The 17,392-nt window shown below is 66.4% G+C and carries 15 protein-coding genes; 1 reads left to right on the top strand and 14 read right to left on the bottom strand.

What is annotated here, in order from left to right; all coding sequences use genetic code 11:
* Positions 1–40 precede the first annotated feature (40 nt).
* The 14 genes from Q8O14_04765 to Q8O14_04700 form a co-directional block, all read right to left on the bottom strand.
* Complete coding sequence (locus tag Q8O14_04765) at positions 41–1,222, bottom strand: ATP-binding protein (GenBank protein ID MDP2360051.1); 1,182 nt, start codon at positions 1,220–1,222, stop codon at positions 41–43.
* Complete coding sequence (locus tag Q8O14_04760) at positions 1,183–1,389, bottom strand: hypothetical protein (protein MDP2360050.1); 207 nt, start codon at positions 1,387–1,389, stop codon at positions 1,183–1,185. Before Q8O14_04760 ends, Q8O14_04765 begins: the two co-directional genes overlap by 40 nt.
* The gene (locus tag Q8O14_04755) at positions 1,386–4,445 is read right to left on the bottom strand and encodes a chemotaxis protein CheB (protein ID MDP2360049.1); all 3,060 of its coding nucleotides are present in this window, start codon (positions 4,443–4,445) and stop codon (positions 1,386–1,388) included. Before Q8O14_04755 ends, Q8O14_04760 begins: the two co-directional genes overlap by 4 nt.
* A 174-nt stretch (positions 4,446–4,619) precedes the next feature.
* Positions 4,620–4,910, bottom strand: coding sequence for a hypothetical protein (locus Q8O14_04750; protein MDP2360048.1), 291 nt, complete (start codon positions 4,908–4,910; stop codon positions 4,620–4,622).
* Positions 4,907–5,194: a GlsB/YeaQ/YmgE family stress response membrane protein gene (locus Q8O14_04745; protein MDP2360047.1), complete on the bottom strand. Its 288-nt coding sequence runs from the start codon at positions 5,192–5,194 to the stop codon at positions 4,907–4,909. The genes Q8O14_04750 and Q8O14_04745 overlap by 4 nt, the downstream gene beginning before the upstream one ends.
* Positions 5,195–5,279: 85 nt before the next feature.
* Positions 5,280–5,501: a hypothetical protein gene (locus Q8O14_04740; protein ID MDP2360046.1), complete on the bottom strand. Its 222-nt coding sequence runs from the start codon at positions 5,499–5,501 to the stop codon at positions 5,280–5,282.
* 258 nt (positions 5,502–5,759) lie between these two features.
* Positions 5,760–6,947 (bottom strand): hypothetical protein, encoded by a 1,188-nt coding sequence (locus tag Q8O14_04735; GenBank protein ID MDP2360045.1) that lies wholly within the window; start codon positions 6,945–6,947, stop codon positions 5,760–5,762.
* 402 nt (positions 6,948–7,349) lie between these two features.
* The gene (locus tag Q8O14_04730; protein MDP2360044.1) at positions 7,350–9,119 is read right to left on the bottom strand and encodes a PNGase F N-terminal domain-containing protein; all 1,770 of its coding nucleotides are present in this window, start codon (positions 9,117–9,119) and stop codon (positions 7,350–7,352) included.
* Positions 9,120–9,194: 75 nt separating this feature from the next.
* Positions 9,195–9,344, bottom strand: a complete 150-nt coding sequence (locus tag Q8O14_04725; GenBank protein MDP2360043.1) for a hypothetical protein — start codon at positions 9,342–9,344, stop codon at positions 9,195–9,197.
* A gap of 18 nt (positions 9,345–9,362) precedes the next feature.
* A complete protein-coding gene (locus tag Q8O14_04720; protein ID MDP2360042.1) occupies positions 9,363–9,554 on the bottom strand; it encodes a CPXCG motif-containing cysteine-rich protein in 192 nt (63 codons plus the stop codon).
* A gap of 415 nt (positions 9,555–9,969) precedes the next feature.
* A complete protein-coding gene (locus Q8O14_04715; protein ID MDP2360041.1) occupies positions 9,970–10,551 on the bottom strand; it encodes a hypothetical protein in 582 nt (193 codons plus the stop codon).
* A gap of 336 nt (positions 10,552–10,887) precedes the next feature.
* Positions 10,888–12,735, bottom strand: coding sequence for a hypothetical protein (locus Q8O14_04710; GenBank protein MDP2360040.1), 1,848 nt, complete (start codon positions 12,733–12,735; stop codon positions 10,888–10,890).
* A gap of 256 nt (positions 12,736–12,991) precedes the next feature.
* Positions 12,992–14,014, bottom strand: coding sequence for a hypothetical protein (locus Q8O14_04705; GenBank protein ID MDP2360039.1), 1,023 nt, complete (start codon positions 14,012–14,014; stop codon positions 12,992–12,994).
* A gap of 219 nt (positions 14,015–14,233) precedes the next feature.
* Positions 14,234–15,067, bottom strand: a complete 834-nt coding sequence (locus tag Q8O14_04700) for a laminin B domain-containing protein (GenBank protein MDP2360038.1) — start codon at positions 15,065–15,067, stop codon at positions 14,234–14,236.
* 206 nt (positions 15,068–15,273) lie between these two features.
* Between Q8O14_04700 and ettA the strand changes: the two genes are divergently transcribed.
* Positions 15,274–16,941, top strand: coding sequence for an energy-dependent translational throttle protein EttA (gene ettA, locus Q8O14_04695; GenBank protein ID MDP2360037.1), 1,668 nt, complete (start codon positions 15,274–15,276; stop codon positions 16,939–16,941).
* Positions 16,942–17,392: the final 451 nt, after the last annotated feature.

Raw genomic sequence — 17,392 nt, 5'->3', positions numbered from 1 at the left:
AAGATAGGGTTGACAGCAAGAACCGGTGCCGGATGGCGCGTCAGGCCTCTGGCAAATGCCGGGGCAGATAGATGGTGAAACTCGTGCCTTCGCCCGCTTTGCTTTTCACGTCGATGAAGCCGTTGTTTTGCCGGATCGCGCCGTAGACCATGGCCAGGCCCAGTCCGCTGTCGGGGGCGGCGCCCTTGGTCGCGAAGAAGGGCTCGAAGACCTGGTGCAGGGCCTCCGCGTCCAGGCCGGGGCCGTCGTCGCTGACACACAGGCGCACATACTCTCCGGGCTCCAGGCCGCCCAGATGGGCGCACTGGGCCTTGTCGAGAACGAGGGTTCCCGTCTCGAGCGCAATCCTGCCCCTGCCACCGAGGGTGTCCCGGGCATGGTCGCACAGGGTGCGCAGGATCTGGTCGAACTGCACGGGGTCCACCTTGACCGGCCACAGCTCCGCTGCCGGCCGCCACTCGAGTTGGATGTCCTTGCCGGCCGCCAGGGCAAGATCCTTCACCATCCCCGCCACCGTCCCGTTGAGATCCAACACCTTGGGCGCCACTGTCTGCCGCTGGGCGAAGGCCAGCAGCTGGCGCACCATGTCCGCGGACTTCTGCGCCGCCGTCAGCGATTCGCTGACATCCTTGTAGACCGGATCATCGGACGACAGGATGGAGAGCGCCAGGCCCGAGTAGCCGATGATCGCGCTCATCATGTTGTTGATGTAGTGCGCCACGCCGCCGGCCAGCCGGCCCACCGACTCCAGTTTCCGGGCTTCGGCGATGCGCTGCTCCAGGCACGCCCGCTCCTCCTCGCCGCGCCTCAGCTCGCTGATGTCGCTGATCACGAGGCGCGAGACCAGGGCGCCGTCGACATCCTCCACGGCCGACTCCTCGAGGGAGACCCAGAAGGGGATCTCGTCCGCGCGCAGCATGCGCAGGACGCAGGATTGAGGCAAACCAGCCGTGAGCAAGCGCCGGCGCATCAAGTAGTAGATGTCCTGATCCTCCGGCAGGATGAAGCGGGTGATCGGCCAGCCGGCCAGGTCCTCCTTCTCCATGCCCACGAGGCTGGCCACCGCCTGGTTGGCCCCCAGGATCTGCCCCGGCTCGGAGAGGGTGCAGTAGCCCACCGGCGCCTGATCGAAGAGGTCGAAGTAGTTCGCCCGGGAGGCCTCCAGTTCCGCCTGCACGCGCCTCAGCTCCTCGTTCTGCAACTCCAACTCGATCTGGTGCACGCGCACAGCTCGTGCAGGGTCTCGTCGATGGCCACGCCTCCCATGGACGTATCCTTCGGGCGGAATCCGGGTGGGGCGACATCCGGCAGTTCCGCCCGCATCTTCATGATCGCCTCGGCTTGCCGGCGCAGATCGGCCGCCAGTTCGGACCGGTCTTCGGTGGTCATGTCTCCCGTCCTTTCTTGACCGCTGTTTCTGGGTCGGCGCCCAATGTGTCCGGGGTCGGGTGCCGTCGATCATGCGTGTCCTTGTCGAGGTGCAGGCCGAACCACCTCACGAGGCGGCCCGATCCGTCATGGAGGGCCGTCACGCGGGTGCTGAACCTGTGGTAACCGCCCGTGGCCTGGCGGATGCGCAACTCGATCTCGAAGGATCCGCCGGCCTGGGCCGCGGCATTCCACGAGGCGAGCAGGGCGAGGCGGTCCTCCGGGTGGATCTGGTCCAGCCAGCTGTAATCGGTCTGGCGGGCCGCGGGCACGCCGCAGTAATCCACCCACTGCGGGCTGAGGTAATCGCTTCGGCCGTCGGGGCGGCAGGTCCAGCACGGGTGGGGCAGGGATTCGGCCAACATGCGGAAGTGGGACTCGCTCTCCTGCGCCGCCTCTTCGGCCCGCTTCATGTCGGTGACATCGACGAAGGTGATCACCGCGCCTTCGATCACGTTCTCAAGCGTGCGGTAGGGCAGGATGCGCAGCAGGAACCACGCGCCGGATTGCGCCTCCACCTCCACCTCCACCGGCACCAGGCTGTCCAGCACCTGGCGCACATCGGCCATGATGCGGTCATAGCGGGTCAGGTTGGAGACGATGTCCCCCAGCGGGCGACCCACGTCGCCACTGATCAGCTTGATGATGCGGGTGGCGGTGGGCGTGAAGCGCGTGATGCGCAGCTCCAGGTCGACGAAGACGGTGGCGATGCCGGTGCCGGCCAGCAGGTTGTTCAGATCATTGTTGGCGCGAGTGAGGTCGGCCACCTTGGTCTGCAGCTCGGAGTTGATGGTGGTCAGCTCCTCGTTCACCGACTGCAGCTCTTCTTTGGAGGTCTCCAGCTCCTCGTTGGTGGATTGCAGCTCCTCGTTCACCGACTGCAGTTCCTCGTTGGCGGAGCGCAGCTCCTCGTTGGCGGTCTCCAGCTCCACGGTGGTCGCCTGGAGGTACTCCTCCTTCGCCTGCAGTTCGATCCGAAGCGCTTCGATGCTCGATTCCTCGTCGGGCTGCCGGCTGGGATCCGTCGCTCCACCCTGTTTGGCGGACGACGCCACGCCCGTCCGGTCGCTGTCGCCGGGGGCAAGCTCCTCCAGCACGACCAGGAAGAGCGGAGTCCTGCTCGCGGCGCGGCTGGCCGTCACGGGACGAACGGTGAGATTGACCGTGATCAGATGGCCGTTGGTCCTCACCCGCAAGCCCGGACTGCGCACGACCGCCTGGCTCGCCACGGCTTGTTGCAGGGTGGCGGACAGTTCGCTGCGCAAGCCGTCCCGCGCCATCTTGAGGATGTTGTTGGGGCCTGATTCGCCCGCGGCCAATTCCAGGAACTGGCCGGTGCGGCCGTGCAGGTAGAGGATGTCCCCCTGTTCGTTGATCAGGGCCCCGGCGGGCGCCACCTGTTGCAGCAGCGCCTTCTGGGTCAGTTCCCGCAGTGAGGTCCTGCGCTCTTCCACCTTGTGGTGCCCTTCCAGTGGATTCATGCCGCCCCGCGTCGCCGTCGCCGCCTGGGCCTCGCCCGGGGCGGGGCGGGGCGCGCCGCGCCGATCTCCCAGGCGCCGGAAGAGTTTGGCCTTGCGATCCAGCGTGGCGAAGAGCGCCGCGTTGTCCCCCACGGATTCCGACGTGCCCAGGAAGAGGACGCCCTCCGGGTTCAGGGCGTAGTGGAAGAGGGCGACGACTTTCTTCTGCAGCTCCGCCCCCATGTAGATGAGCAAGTTCCGGCAGCTGATGAGGTCCAGGCGCGAGAAGGGCGGGTCCCTGGTCACATTCTGCTCGGAGAAGATCAGCATGTCGCGGATGTGTTTGTTGATGCGATAGGCGCCGCCTTCCGCCCCCGGCGAGAAGAAGCGTCCCAGTCGCTCGGGCGAGAGGTCGGCGGCGATGCTGGCCGGGTAGAGGCCGTTGCGGGCGGTGGCGATGGCCTGGCTGTCGATGTCGGTGGCGAAGATTTGCACCCTGAGATTGTGCTTCCCGGCCGTCAAGTGCTCGGCGAACAGCATGGCCAATGAATAGGCCTCCTCCCCGGTGGAACACCCGGGCGTCCAGACCCGGATCGTTGTTCCGGCGGGCTTGCCGGCGAGGAGGCCGGGCAGGGCCTGCTCCTCCAGGGCGCGGAAGGCCTCCGGATCGCGGAAGAAGCTTGTCACGCCGATGAGCAGATCGCGGTGCAGGGCGTCCAGCTCCGCCGGCGTCTGGTTCAGGTGGTGGACGTATCCATCGATCGTCTCGACTTGCTGGACGGCCATCCGTCGCTCGATGCGGCGGTGGATGGTGCTGGCCTTGTACTGGGAGAAATCGTGTCCGCGGCGCTGGCGCAACAGCTGCAGGATCTTCTGCACCGCATTCCCGCTGATGGGAGTGTGGTGTCCACCCACGGCGGGCCGCCGCCCAAAGGTCTGGGCGGCATAGAGGATGAGCCGGGCCGGCATCTCGACCGGTGGCAGTTCGAAATCCACCAGGCCGGTGGCGATGGCGCTGCGCGGCATGCCGTCGTACTCGGTGGTGGCCGGGCTTTGCGCCATGGCCATGCCGCCCTCGCCCTTGACGGCCTTCACGCCTTCCGTGCCGTCGCTGCCCGTTCCCGACAGCACGATGCAGATGGCCCGCTCCCGCTGGTCCTGCGCCAGGCTGCGGAAGAAGTAGTCGATGGTCAGGCGCTGGCCGCGGGGCGCGGAGGGCTCCATCAGTTGAAGGGTCCCGTTGAGAAAGGCCATGTCGCAGTTGGGGGGGATGATGTAGGCGCAGTTGGGCTGGACCACCATGCCATCCACGACCTCGAAGACCTGCATGCGCGTGTAGCGGCGGATGAGGTCGGTCAGGATGCTCTTATGGTCCGGCGCCAAGTGCTGAACCAGGACGAAGGCCATGCCGGGCTCGCGGTCCACGGGCATGCCGGAGAAAAAGCTCTCGAAGGCGGCCAGACCCCCGGCGGATGCGCCGATGCCAACGACGGGGAAGATGGGTGACTCGTCCCAATCCGCTTCCCGCCCATCGCCGACCCCGTCCTCCCCGCCCACCCCGCCAGCTCCTGCGGCGGCGATGGCGGACGTGGGGGGGGTGGTTTCCTTCTTCGCACGACTTCGTTTGGGGTTCGCCAGATGGCCTCCTGCTCGCTTGTGGCCGTCGTCCAAGAGCTTTGTCTGCCGCCCCTTGCCGCTGGTGGACGGGTCCGGGACAGCGGGGTGGCGCCGTCACTTCTTGAACGAAGCGACAACGTTGCGGATGGCGGCGCTCAAGCCCGTCCAGGCTTGATCCAGCCCTTCCTTCACCTGCCCCCACGCGTCGTCTCCCGCCACGTCCAGGTCGAGCAGCTTGGACCGGATCTGCTCCAACTTCTGCTCGGCGGCGGCGATTTGTGTGGCGTAGGTGACGCGTGCGTCGGCGGCGAGGCTGCGCGACTCGTCCTTGGCCTCGGCCAGCTTGGCCTTCGCCCACTCCAGCTCCGCCTCCATCTTCTGTCGATAGGCTTCTTTCATGCTCATGGCGCCGTGTCCTTCTTCACGGGCGCCTGGTCGTCGGACTTCTTGATGCGCGCCACCAGGAAGAGCAGGACGATGGCGCCGGCGGCGGCCGTGATGATCGAGCCAATAATGCCGCTGACCGCCAGGGCCACCACGCGAAAGATGAACCCTCCCAGGAAACCGCCGATGATGCCGACAACGACGTTGCCCGCCATTCCGAATCGCCCGTCCTTGATGGTCGTGGCAAACAGCGCTCCGGCCGCGGCACCAACGACGATGAAAATGAGGTAGGTGGTGAATTCCATTTCACAGCTCCTTTAAGTGTTTCACATATGGCGCCACCCCGGCGGCGAACGCCTGGCCGGGGGTGGACCCTGTTCGGGACGTGCGTCAGGACTTCTTGCCGCGCACCAGCAGCAGCCCGCCGCCGATCACGATGATCCCGGCGCCCACCCAGACGGGTATGTTGACCCGGCGCGTGTCCTTCATGGACAGCTCGATGGGTCCCAGTTTGGTCTCGTGCGTCTTCCTGGTGTAGCTGAACCCGCCATAGGCCAGGACCAGAATACCCACCACGATCAGCGCGATGGCGGTTGTCTTGATGGTGTTCATCGATTTGTCCTCCGCTTTGTTCAACTAAACTCCGCCCGGTGGCGTCGGCCAGGGCGCGCGGTGCTCCACCTGCCCGCGCGCCCGGCCTTCGCCCTGCGCTCGCCGCGCCTTGGGGGCGCGGCCGCGCAGGTTCACCCCATGCGACGTCGGGAGGAGCGTGCCCAAGATCGGGCGACCCCGTGCTGCGCTTCCCGCGTCGCTATCGCATCCCGGCGCTTGGGCCGGGGACCCCAGACTCCCTGCCTCCGGGCGGGCCGCCTACTTCAGCCGGTAGGTGATGCCGCCCAGGAAGGCCCAGTCCCATTCCGCGTCACCGATGCCGTTGTCCCGATAGCGGAACTGCAGCTCCGGATTGATGGAGAGACGGTTCTCCAGGTAGAAGATGAAGGTGCTGTTGAAGAGCGCCTCTAGAATGTTTTCCGCGTCGTCGGCGGTCAACAAGTCGTAGTTGAACGTAAGGCCGTTGTACCAGTCGATGCGGTTGGAGATCTCGTAGTCCACGCGGAAGGCGTTCATGAAGTGGTAGTTCTGCTCGTCGGCGAAGATCGTCGAGACCGATGACCGGTTGCTGACCTGCAGATCGAAGCCGATGGGCCGGTGGTACTCCAGCCGCCCCACCAGGGTGGGATCGCCGCTTTCACCGTCATAGTCGGAGATGCGGGCCCCCACGCCGACGCGGGCCGACCAGCCGTGCCAGCGCTGGGCGGTGGGCTCGGCCATCACTTCCTGGATGCGCAGCACGCCCATGGCGGACAGGCCTTCACGGGCCAACACGCCGGCGGACATGAGCACCTTCTCCATGGCTTCATACCAGTACTTGCGGTACTCGACGGCGCCATGGACGCTGCGGAACTCCGCCTCGCGATCGATGATGGCGGCCAGCTGGAGCAGGGCCTCGTCCGACATGGGACGGGTGGTCACGCCGTACTTGATGAAATCCTCATCCATGCGCACGGCCAGCTTGAGCACGGTGGCGTTGATGGTGCGCCCCACGCCGATGCCGGCCTCCACGTCGATGCGGGGATCGTCGGCCTCCTCCTGGGTGGACAGCTTGCGGTAGTCGATGAAGCCCGCACCGTAGATGAAGGTTTTCGAGAAGTCGCTCAAGTACTTGTCCAGATTGGTGGCCAGGTTGAGGTCGTAGGCGTCCTCCGCCTCCGCCCCGTCCGCGGTGCCCCGCGTTGTGGCGAAGCTGGCCCCCGTCGTCAGGTCATAGCTGAAGGGCAGGGAGCGCAGGGCCAGCCAGTAGTTGCCGGACCCGCCCAGGATGTAGCCGACCTGGGTCGAGTCGATGGAGTTGCCATTGGCGTTGAAGGTGCCGTTGACGTAGGCCTGCTGGCTGGTGCTGTTGGGGAAGGTGTAGTCCGTCAGCGAGATGGCGTGGCCCGCCACGGCCAAGCCGCCGGAAAGCGCCACGGCCAAACACGTTTTCTTGTAGGGCATCATGATGGACCTCATGTTTTTGGCATGCTTATGCCGTTTTTCTATGAGCCGCCGGGCTCGATTGTGAAGCATCGTCTTCGATTGGCGGGGTCGTTGGTGTGCGACCACATGATACCAATTGTTTTCTAATAAGCAAGTATGTTTTTCGCATTGCGCTAATTCGCTTTTCAATAGAAAACAATTTTCTTGCCATCTATTATGGATTGGTTTCCATAATCAAATTGAAGTTGAATTCGGTTTTCGGAGTTCAGATCAGCACCGCTCCGCCCAGCCTGTGGGCCGCTGTCAGAGGCGGGCCAAGACCTTGGCGGGCATGGCCGGGATTGCGGTCGCAGGGCGCCGCCCCGCTGCCAGGGCGGTGCCGGGCCTTTGGCCTTCCGCTTTGGTGGGTGATGGTGGGGAGGGCTATTCCCGCTCAGCCAGCAGCACGCCGGAGACGTTCCAGGCGCTGAAGCCGCCGCCCTCGGGGGCGCCCTGGGGAATGGCCACCTGCAGGCGATGGCGGCCGGGGGCAAGGCCGGGCAGGGGGATCGTCACTGGCTCTGCCGCCGCGCCGGGACACCAGCCCGAGCGGCTGAGGTCGGAGGAGGAGACGCCGTTCCAGAAGTTGCCCGAGGCGGGGTTGAGCGAGCGGTAGGTGGCGCAATCGCTGCGCCAGGGGATGAGGGCGGCCACGGGACGGCCGTCCACCAGGATGGTGTTGAGTTTCGGGTTGAACTCGTCGCCGCCGCCCCAGCCGCCGTGGCCCGTGCCCAGGTAGCGCAGGCGCAAGTCGCGGACCCCCTCCGGCAGATCGAACTCCACGCTGAGGGTGTCCTGTCCGAAAAGGCGGCCGTACTCCTGGCCGGCCATCTCCAGCACGTTGACCGTGTTGAAAAGGGGCAGGATCCAGCTGCGGTCGGGGCGGTCGGCCTCCGCCACCCGGCTGCCCGGATGCCAGCTGAGGCGCAGGCTCAGCTCGTGCCCGCCGGCGTCGTAGTTGCCGATGAAGGCGCCGATCCAGACCGGCCCGCGCAGCAGGGGCGCCAGCCCGCCGAGGTCCATCTTGTAGACGGCCGAGTCCGCCCAGGCGACGCCCTCCACCCGCACTTGATCGTTGAAATGCCCCACCCCGAAGGGCGTGATGAAGCGCACCAGCTCCAGCGGCGGCGTGTAGTCCGCCGTGGCCGTGATGCCCTGGTAGCGGCGGCCGTCCCGCCCGGTGAAGGCCGGCAGGACATCCACGCCCTCGGCCAGGGCATCCAGGAAGCTGCGCGGCCTGTCCGTGGGAATCAGGAAGAGGGAGCCCGTGCGGTCGTAGGCGTCGCCGCGGCTGCGGGTGGTCAGCTCGGCGAAGAGGAGGGCATCGTCCAAACGCGGCAGGGTGAGGCGGCGGAGGATGAGGGTGCCGGCGGCGAAGCGCAGCACGGCGGTGGAGTCCGCCCCCTGGCCGGCGCGCAGGGCGGCGGCCATGGCCGCCGTGTCCAGCGCGGCGGGCTCGAAGTTGATCCGCTCCCCCTGGAAGACGGAAAGCGTCGTCACCCAGCCGGCGGCCACCCGGGCGCGATAGGTCGCAAGATCGAGGGCCTCGCCCTCGTCCCGCGGCCACAGGTCCTCCGTGGACGCCCCGGGCCGCAGCTCGGTGGCCGTGATCTCGTGTTCGCCGTTGCGCACCACCCTCAGCACCAGGCCGTCCGGCACCAGCAGGCTGAGATAGGGCCCGCCCCGCAGCGGCGTGTCCCGCGTGTACCAGATTTCCAGGCGGTTGGAGCGCAGCACGGTGGTCGCCTTGCGACAGGGGAAGCCCAGGATCTCGGCGCGCTCCTCCGTCTCCTCCAGGTCCGGCAGGCCGGCGAAGTCCGCCGCGACCCCGATCCGGCGGCCCTCCCGCACTTCGGCCAATTGCAGGGTGCGACGCCCCTTGAAGTCGGCGTGGCCCCATTCCCGCGGCGCCCCGGCGAGGGGCTCGCCGGGCGGCACGGTCCGCAGGCGGGCCTGGTCCCCGCGGCACTCCAGGAGGACAAGGCCCTCCTCCGGCGCCGGCTGGCCGTGATAGGAGATCTGAAAGGTGATCGTGGCGGCGGTCGGGGCATCCCGCCGTGCGGCCGGCGACGCCTCCGCGCCAAGGAGGAGCAGGGGCGACAGCAGGAAGATGAGGACACGCACGGGGCGTGACGAGGAGGGCGCGCCGGTCATGGATCCTCCGTGGTCCGGTTCAGTGGAGGGAATGTCCGGCGACAGGCGACGAGGTTGAGCGCTGGCCGCCTCGTCTCAAGCCTCGTCCACGTAGAAGACGAGGACTTTGTCCGACAGCCGCCGCGCCCGGTGCCGCTGCGCCGGGCCGTCCGCCAGGAGCAGGTCGTCACCCGGCCCCAGCTCGACGGTCCCCGCCGTGCATTTCAACTCCATCCGGCCGATCACGGGAAGTGGTCCACCAACTCACTCGTCCTCGCGCCGCGCGTCGATGTGGAGGATCTCCCCGTCGGCCACGGTGACCGAGACGATCAACGGACGGCAGCAGACGCTGCAATCCTCGACGTACTGCTGGCGCTGGACGCTGCCGTCCACCAGCAGCTCGATCTCCTCGCCGCAACAGGGGCAGGACAACCAATGGGATTGCAGCTCACGCATTCCTCCTCCTGGGTCCGGAAGGGCGCTTGTCGACATGACCACAACTCCAGGTGTCGCCCAAGAGCACAGCACGCCGCTGGCGGCACTGGCTCCGCCGTCAGGGGGTGGATGGCCGCGGGGCCGGCGGGCCGGCCGGGACGCCGCTACTTCTTCTTGGCGTCCTTGGTCGCCTTGACGTCCTTCTTGGGCTTCTTGGTTTCCTTCTTCGGGGGGTTGGCGCCCTTGGCCATGAGGTCCTCCTCGCGAGGCGGGTTGGGGTTCTGCGGCGTCGCCGCGACAGGGAGCGCACGGGCACGGCCTGTCGGCAACCGGGCGCAGTTTAACTCACGGGGACCGATGTGGGCAAGCCGTTCTCGCCGGGTCGCTTCCTACTTCAGCAGGAGACGTTTCGTCGCGACCGCCTCTTCTGCGGTCCTCAGTTCAACCGGTAGACGCCGCTGGCCAGGCCACCGCCGTCAAACAGGTCGCCGTGCTCGCCGGGGGTGTGCCAGCCCGAGGCCAACGCCTTCACCAGCCGGCCGTCCAGGTCGTGGACGCGCAAGCTCGCCCACTGGGCCGCGGGCATCGTGCAGCGAATGGTCGTGACGGGGTTGAAGGGGTTGGGCGCCGCGCTCAACGCCGGTTTCGCGGGCCGCGCCGGCTGCGGTGGCGCCACTGGGGTGCTGCCCTTGTAGCGGATGGCAAGCACCCCCGCCCAGAGATCGGCCACAAGGACCACCTCGTCGACCCGGCCGACGCCGATAGCACGCCCGGGCGTTTTGTAGTACCCCGCTTCTTGGATCTGATCCAGGCGCCGGATGTCCAGGACGCGGAGACCATCCCGATCGTCCACCACGAAGGCGAGGCTGTCCCGCACGGCGACGGACTTGGCCCGGTCCCCTGCGTTGAAGACACCCAGTTCCACGGGATGGGCCGGATCGCCCACGTCGAACACGCGCAATCCCGCCTCGCCGTTGGCGACGTAGGCCCGCCCGTTGCGCAGGGCGAGACCCCACACCAGGCCGGCACGACGCGCCGCTCAGGGCCTCGCGGGTGGACGTCGGGCCGGCCTCCGCCGGGCATCCTCCGTCACGCGGAAGGCGACGAAGCGACCAATCCGCTCCAGGGGCAAGGGCTGATCGAGTGGCAGGCGCACGGCGCGTCGAGGTGGGGTTGGCGCAAGCGCAATGCTCTGGCACCGTGCCTGCCGCTGTGCGAGAACTCAGGCCGTCAGCAGGGTGGGTCCGTCGCCAGTGGTGAAAGTCGTCATGTTCGATGTGCTCCGGGTATCGGCCTCCGGCGCATGTTCATGGAACGGGACTTCGTTCGATTCGAGAATGCGTCAGGGTCGGACTCATGGAGCCCGGGGCGGTTCGCGCCAGTTGGCCCTGCCCGCCAGTTGAGGCGACCAATCGCAAAGGAAGATGCTTCGCCACGTGTCAACCTTGACTTGGTGTGGCAGGCAATGGGTCCGGAAACAGTCGTTGGTGTAGAGCCGCGCCGTGAAGGCTGGTTCGCCAGCCACCGGCATGCCCAGGCGTCCTTCGTCGTCAGGCAGTTTGAAGTTGGCCACGACAAGGTCCGGCCGCAACCCGCACAGCGAGTATTCGAAGTCGAACTTGTTGTGCCCGGGCTTCAGCTCGCCGGGGACCGCTGGCATGTGGGCGATGTGACGGTCCGACTTACCCAGCAGGTCGATGCCCTGACGCTGTGAGAAGTAGATCACGGAACCGGCCCAGAAGTCGGCCACCGTGGTTCCCGGGGGTGTGTTCTGCTTGATTGTCAGGCCGATGTGCACATTGCCGGAGTCGCCCGGAAATGGCCTCAGAAAGTAGGGGTAGCCCGGAACAATCAGCGGTGAGGACAGCAGGCAAAGCAGGCACAGGGCGGGGGCCGGCCCTCTGGTTCGCATGGCGCACGCCCCTTGCTCTCGCCCGGACCATGTCGCCGCCGCACGTCTCCTTCCGGCGGCTCTGATGATCTCTTGGATGCCCAAGCCAGCCAGGATGAGCAGCAATGGCAGGACCGGCACAAAAAAACGGTAGTCCTCAAAGGCATCTCCTCCGACATAGGCCACAAAGCAGGAATAACTGATTATTGCCAGCATTAAAAGCCACTGCATTAAGTTCCTTGACCACGCCAAGCCAACGGCCGACACTATAAATAGGATTCCATATTGACGAAAGAACCCAACTACATACAAGGCCCCGACCGCACCCCGCTCGTCCCAATTCATCACCTTTAGATAGGCGGTGTTTGGAAATGGGTCACCATAGTAGGCTTGGCGAAACAGGGCGTGCGCTGCCGGTAAAAGCATAAAAATGGCCATGAATAGAATCAATTTGCCGTAATCTCTTCGATAAGTAAGTGCAAAAATCAGGAACAGGATAAAAGAGAGTATCACACCGTCGGCACGGACCAGTGAAACAAGTGAAATGAACAGGAAGGTCGCGAGGGCGGGTCGGCCCCTTGCCACGTCTGCAGAAATTCGATTCAACGATAGCAGGACCAGGAAAGCCAGAAGTGCTGTTTCATAACCGCTTATTGCCCAGCACATCATGTTTCTATTTAGAATTAGCCCCAATAGAACGAAAACTTTCGCCGCTATGCCGCCATTCAATGCGTCTACCACTTTAACCAATAAATGCAGGGCGGCAATGGTTATAACCACATTCATCGTCGAGATGACAAGAGCGTTCTTCGAGGCCGGCAGATGAAGCAGGTGAACCGCCGCCATGACAAGGGTCCATAAAAAATTGCTGTACCCCTCCACCCTCTCGCCCAAGGTATTCCAAACCAGGCCATGCCCATGGGCCAGATTGCGGGCATAGTTCATGGAGATCATGGCGTCATCGCCCAACCACCAGAATCTTTCTCCATCGATGCTGGCACTATGGCCAAACAACACAACGGGCAGCCAGAGCAACAGGGTGACCAGCGCGGCGCACTTGATCAGTTGGGCATCGGTGAAGGGGCGGGGCGGGAGCCAAGACCGCAGGCGATTGTACACGGTGGCAACGAGCAAGCAGAGGGCGCCGCCGAGGATAAACTCCGCGGCGATGACGTGCAGTTTCAATGGCCAATGGGGTGCCGGCGGCTTGCCCTTCCACCAGGCAATCAGAGACAAGGCTGAATCACGGACCGGCGTGAACAGAAGCAGGGCAAGGCCGGCAATCACCAGCAGGGCGCCCAGCGTGAACAAGAGAGTTCTAGGCTCACGGCAGGCCGCGCTGCCCTTTGTTCGGACGAAGGTCCCCGCCATGGATCCAAGGCCCCCCTGGTCGGATGGAACTGACGTGTGTCTGTGACTTCTGGCCTTCGGCGAAGCTCAATGGGTGCGGGGTCGACCTTGTGCCCGCAGTAGATGCCGGTGCCTGCCAACGTCTGCACCGTCCGGGCACAAGACGGACACTTGAGCTGCGCGCCCACGGCCACCCTTCCGTCCAGCTTCCCGTCCTTCAGGTCGATCTCGCGGATGGCGGCGAGCAGGACCTCGTCGCTGAGCCGATGATGCCGTGCTCTGGCACCGTGCCTGACACCAATTTCATTGCGAGAGCCCAGGCCAGCAGCAGGGCGGCGCAGGCGGCGAGCAGGGCCCAGCTCCCCATGCTGAAGAGTTCCGGGTTCCAGAGGGGCGGGGCGGGCAGCGGGGCCTTGATCCGCGCCAGAATCATCGGCTTGATGGATTCCAGCGCCAGGACCAGCACGCCGTATCCGATGAGCAGGGGCGCCGTGGCCAGGACGAGGCGCCGGGCGGGTCCGCGCGCTCCGGCGAGCAGGGCCAGGCCCGCCAGCAGCGGCGCCCCCAGCAGCAGGCCGGCGGCGAGACTCCGCCCCATCAGATCCCACAGGGTCCAGCGCAACGGGTCCTGGCCTTCCAGCCCCAGCAGGATGAAGAGCGGCAGGGCAGCCGCGGCGGGGAGGGCGGCCAAGCCCATCAAGGCGGTCCCTTCCGGCCGACGCTCGACCGGCATGGGCGACCGGGCCCTGCCCGTCCCGCCCAGACGCCGGGGCGCCAGCAAACGCCCGCAGACCCAGGTCAAGGCCGGCAGCGTCAACGCCTGCTTGACCAGGTCGGCCATGACCGAGGCGCGGCCCAAGGCGTCCAGGGTCGACCACTGGGGCAGAAAGGTCTGGAGCATGGGGTGGGTGACGATCATCAAGGCCGTGACGATGAGGGCGAGCCTCAGCCCGCGGCGCGGCGCGAAGACGACCAGCCCGATGGCCACGGGCAGCAGCGCGATGACCAGTCCAAGTCCGGTGTTCACGTGCAACCACGAGAAAATGCGCAGCAGCTTGGCGCTGCCCGCGAACCACCAGTCAGGCGGCAGGATAGGCATCAGCCGGAGGGCCAATCCCATGCGCACGATCCATTGCAGGGCCTCGCCGAGCAGCAGGACGGGCAGGACATAGCCCAGCAGGATGCTCCGGGCGCGCCACCACAAAGACGACGCCCTGTTTGACGCGTGTTCGTTTGCCATGGTGGACTCTCCCTGGTGGAGGACGCTTGGATCGAGGCGGGCGGTCGCACTCATCCAATACGGCCCAGGCCGGGAGTCGCGCCCCGGCCTGGCCCGTGGTCGGGTTCAAGCTGATGAAGCGCGGCCGAATGGCAAAGGGCGCGCCGTACCTGCGATGAGGCCGGGCTCGTCGGCTGATGATCGTGCCCCGGCCGCGACCACCGGCCGCGTCGCGGGCAACTACTCGGCGTCCAGGCTGAGAACCCGGTAAAGGGCGGCGCCGAGCGCCTCCGGCGGCTGCGCTTCCGTCCAGCTGGTGTCCGCGGTCTGCGCCACTGGCTGCCAGCCCGGATCAAGCCCCAGGCCGCCCCGCTGCACCTCGTAGAAGGCCGCCGGCGGATCCGTCACGGGGTTCCAGAAGAGTCGCAGCAGGCCGGACTCGATGCGCTCGATCTGGATCACGGGCGGCGGGAGCGCCGGCGGGGCCGAGAAGAGGACGTTGTCCACGTTGGTGTCGTCCGCCCCCGTGTGCCACTCCGTGTAGAGGTAGATGCCGGCGAGATGCTCCAGCACGAAGAGGAACTGCTCGGCGGTGGCGGCGGCGCCGTTGCTTGAGACCCGCCAGCCCGCCTCCGTCAGCGGGATCGTCATGGCGGTCCATTGGTTGAGCGGGGGTGTCGGGGCGTCGAAGTAGACGGACATCGTCCCGCCGTTGAGGATGGCCGCCGGGTAGACGACGCCGTCCGTGTTGCGCAGGAGGATGTCGTAGCCCAGATGGCCGCCATAGGATGACGAGCGGTCCCCCAGCCAGGCCGCCGGCGCCGCGATGCCCGTCTCGCCGAAGAAGTCCCCCACGCGCACGCTGCCGGGCGGCAGGCCGTTGGCGCCGTCCCAGGGCAGGTTGCCCATGGGCGGGTTCGGCCAGTGGGAGCGAAAGGGATGGCTGACCGAGGTCCAGCCCTCGTTGTCCACCTCAAAAGGCGCGGTCAGGTCCGCGGCCGCGCCCGCCGCCAGCAGCAGCGGCGCCACGGCCAGGGTGGCCGCCTGCGCGGCAATCAAAAGCCTCTGTCCCATGATGAACTCCGGTATGTCCTTGGGCTGGGTGGGTCGCTCGCCGGCGACGGCACAAGAGGATAAAGTTCTTCCGTTGAGACTATCAGAATGTGCGTCCGCGAAAAATCGGCGGCGGCCGTGGCGGAGGTCCCGCAGCCCCGGCGAGCGGGCCTGACGCCTCTTCTTCCCTTGATCGTACCTTGCGTCACGACAAGCAAGAGGGCCACATGAGCGACCAGAAGGTCATTTTCTCCATGATCGGCGTGGGCAAAGTCCTGCGCGACACCAAGCGGCAGATCCTGCGCGACATCTACCTGGGCTTCTACTACGGGGCCAAGATCGGCGTGCTGGGCTTGAATGGCGCCGGCAAGAGCACGCTGCTCAAGATCATCGCCGGCCTGGACACGGACATCGTGGGGGAGATCGTGGCGCAGAAGGGTCTGCGCTTCGGCTACCTGCCTCAGGAGCCGCAGTTGACGCCCGGCCAGACGGTGCGCGAGGCGGTCATCGAAGGGGCGGGCGAGGCCGCGCAGATGCTGGCGGAGTACAACGCCATCAGCGAGGCCTTCGCCGACCCGGAGGCGGACTACGAGAAGCTGGGCGCCCGCCAGGCGGAGCTGCAGGAGAAGATCGACCATCTGGGCGCCTGGGATCTGGACAGCCGCATCGAGCAGGCGATGGACGCCCTGCGCTGCCCGGACGGCGACACCGCCGTGGACGTGCTCTCCGGTGGCGAGCGGCGCCGCGTGGCGCTCTGCCGCCTGCTCCTCAGCGGCCCCGACGTGCTGCTGCTGGACGAGCCCACCAACCACCTGGACGCCGAGTCCGTGGGCTGGCTGGAGCAGTATCTGGCGCGCTATGCGGGCACGGTGCTGGCCGTCACCCACGACCGCTACTTCCTGGACAACGTGGCGGGCTGGATCCTGGAGCTGGACCGCGGCCACGGCATCCCCTTCGAGGGCAACTACAGCAGTTGGCTGGAGCAGAAGTCGGCGCGCTTGGCCGCCGAGGAGAAGCAGGAATCCAAGCGGCGCAAGACCCTGGAGCGGGAGCTGGATTGGGTGCGCCAGAGCCCCAAGGCCCGCCACGACAAGAGCAAGGCGCGCATCGCCCGCTATGAGGAGATGGCCGCCCAGCAGACGGAGAAGGTGCAGGACGAGCTGGAGATCTTCATTCCCGTCTCCCAGCGCCTGGGCGGGACGGTGATCGAGGCCAAGGGCATCGGCAAGAGTTATGACGACCGCGTCCTCTTCGAGGGCCTGACCTTCTCGCTGCCCCCGGGCGGCATCGTGGGCGTCATCGGCGCCAACGGGGCGGGCAAGACCACCCTTTTCCGCCTCATCACCGGGCAGGAGAAGCCGGACGCCGGCGAGATCAAGGTGGGGGAGACCGTCAAGCTGGGCTACGTGGACCAGAGCCGCCCCATGAACCCGGAGGACAGCGTCTGGAAGGTGATCTCCGGCGGCCTGGACACGATCACGGTGGGTGGACGCGAACTCAACAGCCGCGCCTGGGTGGGGCGCTTCAACTTCAGCGGCCAGGACCAGCAGAAGCCGGTGGGTCTCCTCTCGGGCGGCGAGCGCGGACGCGTCCATCTGGCGCGCACCCTGGGCGAGGGCGCCAACGTCCTCCTGCTCGACGAGCCCACCAACGACCTGGACGTCAACACGCTGCGCGCCCTCGAGGAGGGCCTGCTCAACTTCCCGGGCTGCGCCGTGGTCATCAGCCACGACCGTTGGTTCCTGGACCGCATCGCCAGCCACATCCTGGCCTTCGAGGGCGACAGCCGCGTCGTCTACTTCGAGGGCAACTACAGCGACTACGAGAAAAACCTGAAAGAGCGCGGCGGCGACACGGGGCCGCATCGCCTGAAGTACCGGCAGCTGACGCGCTAAGGCTGCTGCGCAGGGCTTCTCCGCGCTGACGCGCCAACCTGCTGGCGCAGGGCTTCTCCGCGCTGACGCGCGGTGCTTCCCGCTTTCTTTTCGCAAAAAGAAAGCGGGGCAAAGAAAAGGCTCGCAGACCCTAACCACCATTGTGTGTGACACGCGCGGGGTTGCGCGTATGATGACTTTGTGGGCGCCGACTCTTCGGCCTCTGCGCGCGCATACGCTCCGACGCCGCGCTGCGCGCGACGTCCCGGCGTGGCGCGCGCGACGAGGCCGAAAAGAGGGATATGCCCTGCGAAATGTCGCTTCGCCCGGGCCGTTTGATGGTGAAGCCGAAGGCTGAACCACCTGCCATTGGCAACCGGCTCATTTCATCCGGCCCTCTGTCCGACGCCCGCCGTGAGGCGGGCTAGTTAGGGCCGGTGATGTCTTGGAGAGGGCTTTCTTTGGGCACCTT

The organism is bacterium (assembly GCA_030685015.1).
Taxonomy (GTDB): Bacteria; CAIWAD01; CAIWAD01; order CAIWAD01; family CAIWAD01; genus CAIWAD01.
This window is presented reverse-complemented; position numbering and strand designations above follow the sequence as displayed.

Coding starts and splice junctions, on each gene's coding strand:
- Q8O14_04730 (MDP2360044.1), bottom strand. CDS start 9,119: ATGACCGGCGCGCCCTCCTCGTCACGCCCCGTGCGTGTCCTCATCTTC.
- Q8O14_04750 (MDP2360048.1), bottom strand. CDS start 4,910: ATGAGCATGAAAGAAGCCTATCGACAGAAGATGGAGGCGGAGCTGGAG.
- Q8O14_04720 (MDP2360042.1), bottom strand. CDS start 9,554: ATGCGTGAGCTGCAATCCCATTGGTTGTCCTGCCCCTGTTGCGGCGAG.
- Q8O14_04740 (MDP2360046.1), bottom strand. CDS start 5,501: ATGAACACCATCAAGACAACCGCCATCGCGCTGATCGTGGTGGGTATT.
- ettA (MDP2360037.1), top strand. CDS start 15,274: ATGAGCGACCAGAAGGTCATTTTCTCCATGATCGGCGTGGGCAAAGTC.
- Q8O14_04700 (MDP2360038.1), bottom strand. CDS start 15,067: ATGGGACAGAGGCTTTTGATTGCCGCGCAGGCGGCCACCCTGGCCGTG.
- Q8O14_04745 (MDP2360047.1), bottom strand. CDS start 5,194: ATGGAATTCACCACCTACCTCATTTTCATCGTCGTTGGTGCCGCGGCC.
- Q8O14_04760 (MDP2360050.1), bottom strand. CDS start 1,389: ATGACCACCGAAGACCGGTCCGAACTGGCGGCCGATCTGCGCCGGCAA.
- Q8O14_04735 (MDP2360045.1), bottom strand. CDS start 6,947: ATGATGCCCTACAAGAAAACGTGTTTGGCCGTGGCGCTTTCCGGCGGC.
- Q8O14_04705 (MDP2360039.1), bottom strand. CDS start 14,014: ATGGCAAACGAACACGCGTCAAACAGGGCGTCGTCTTTGTGGTGGCGC.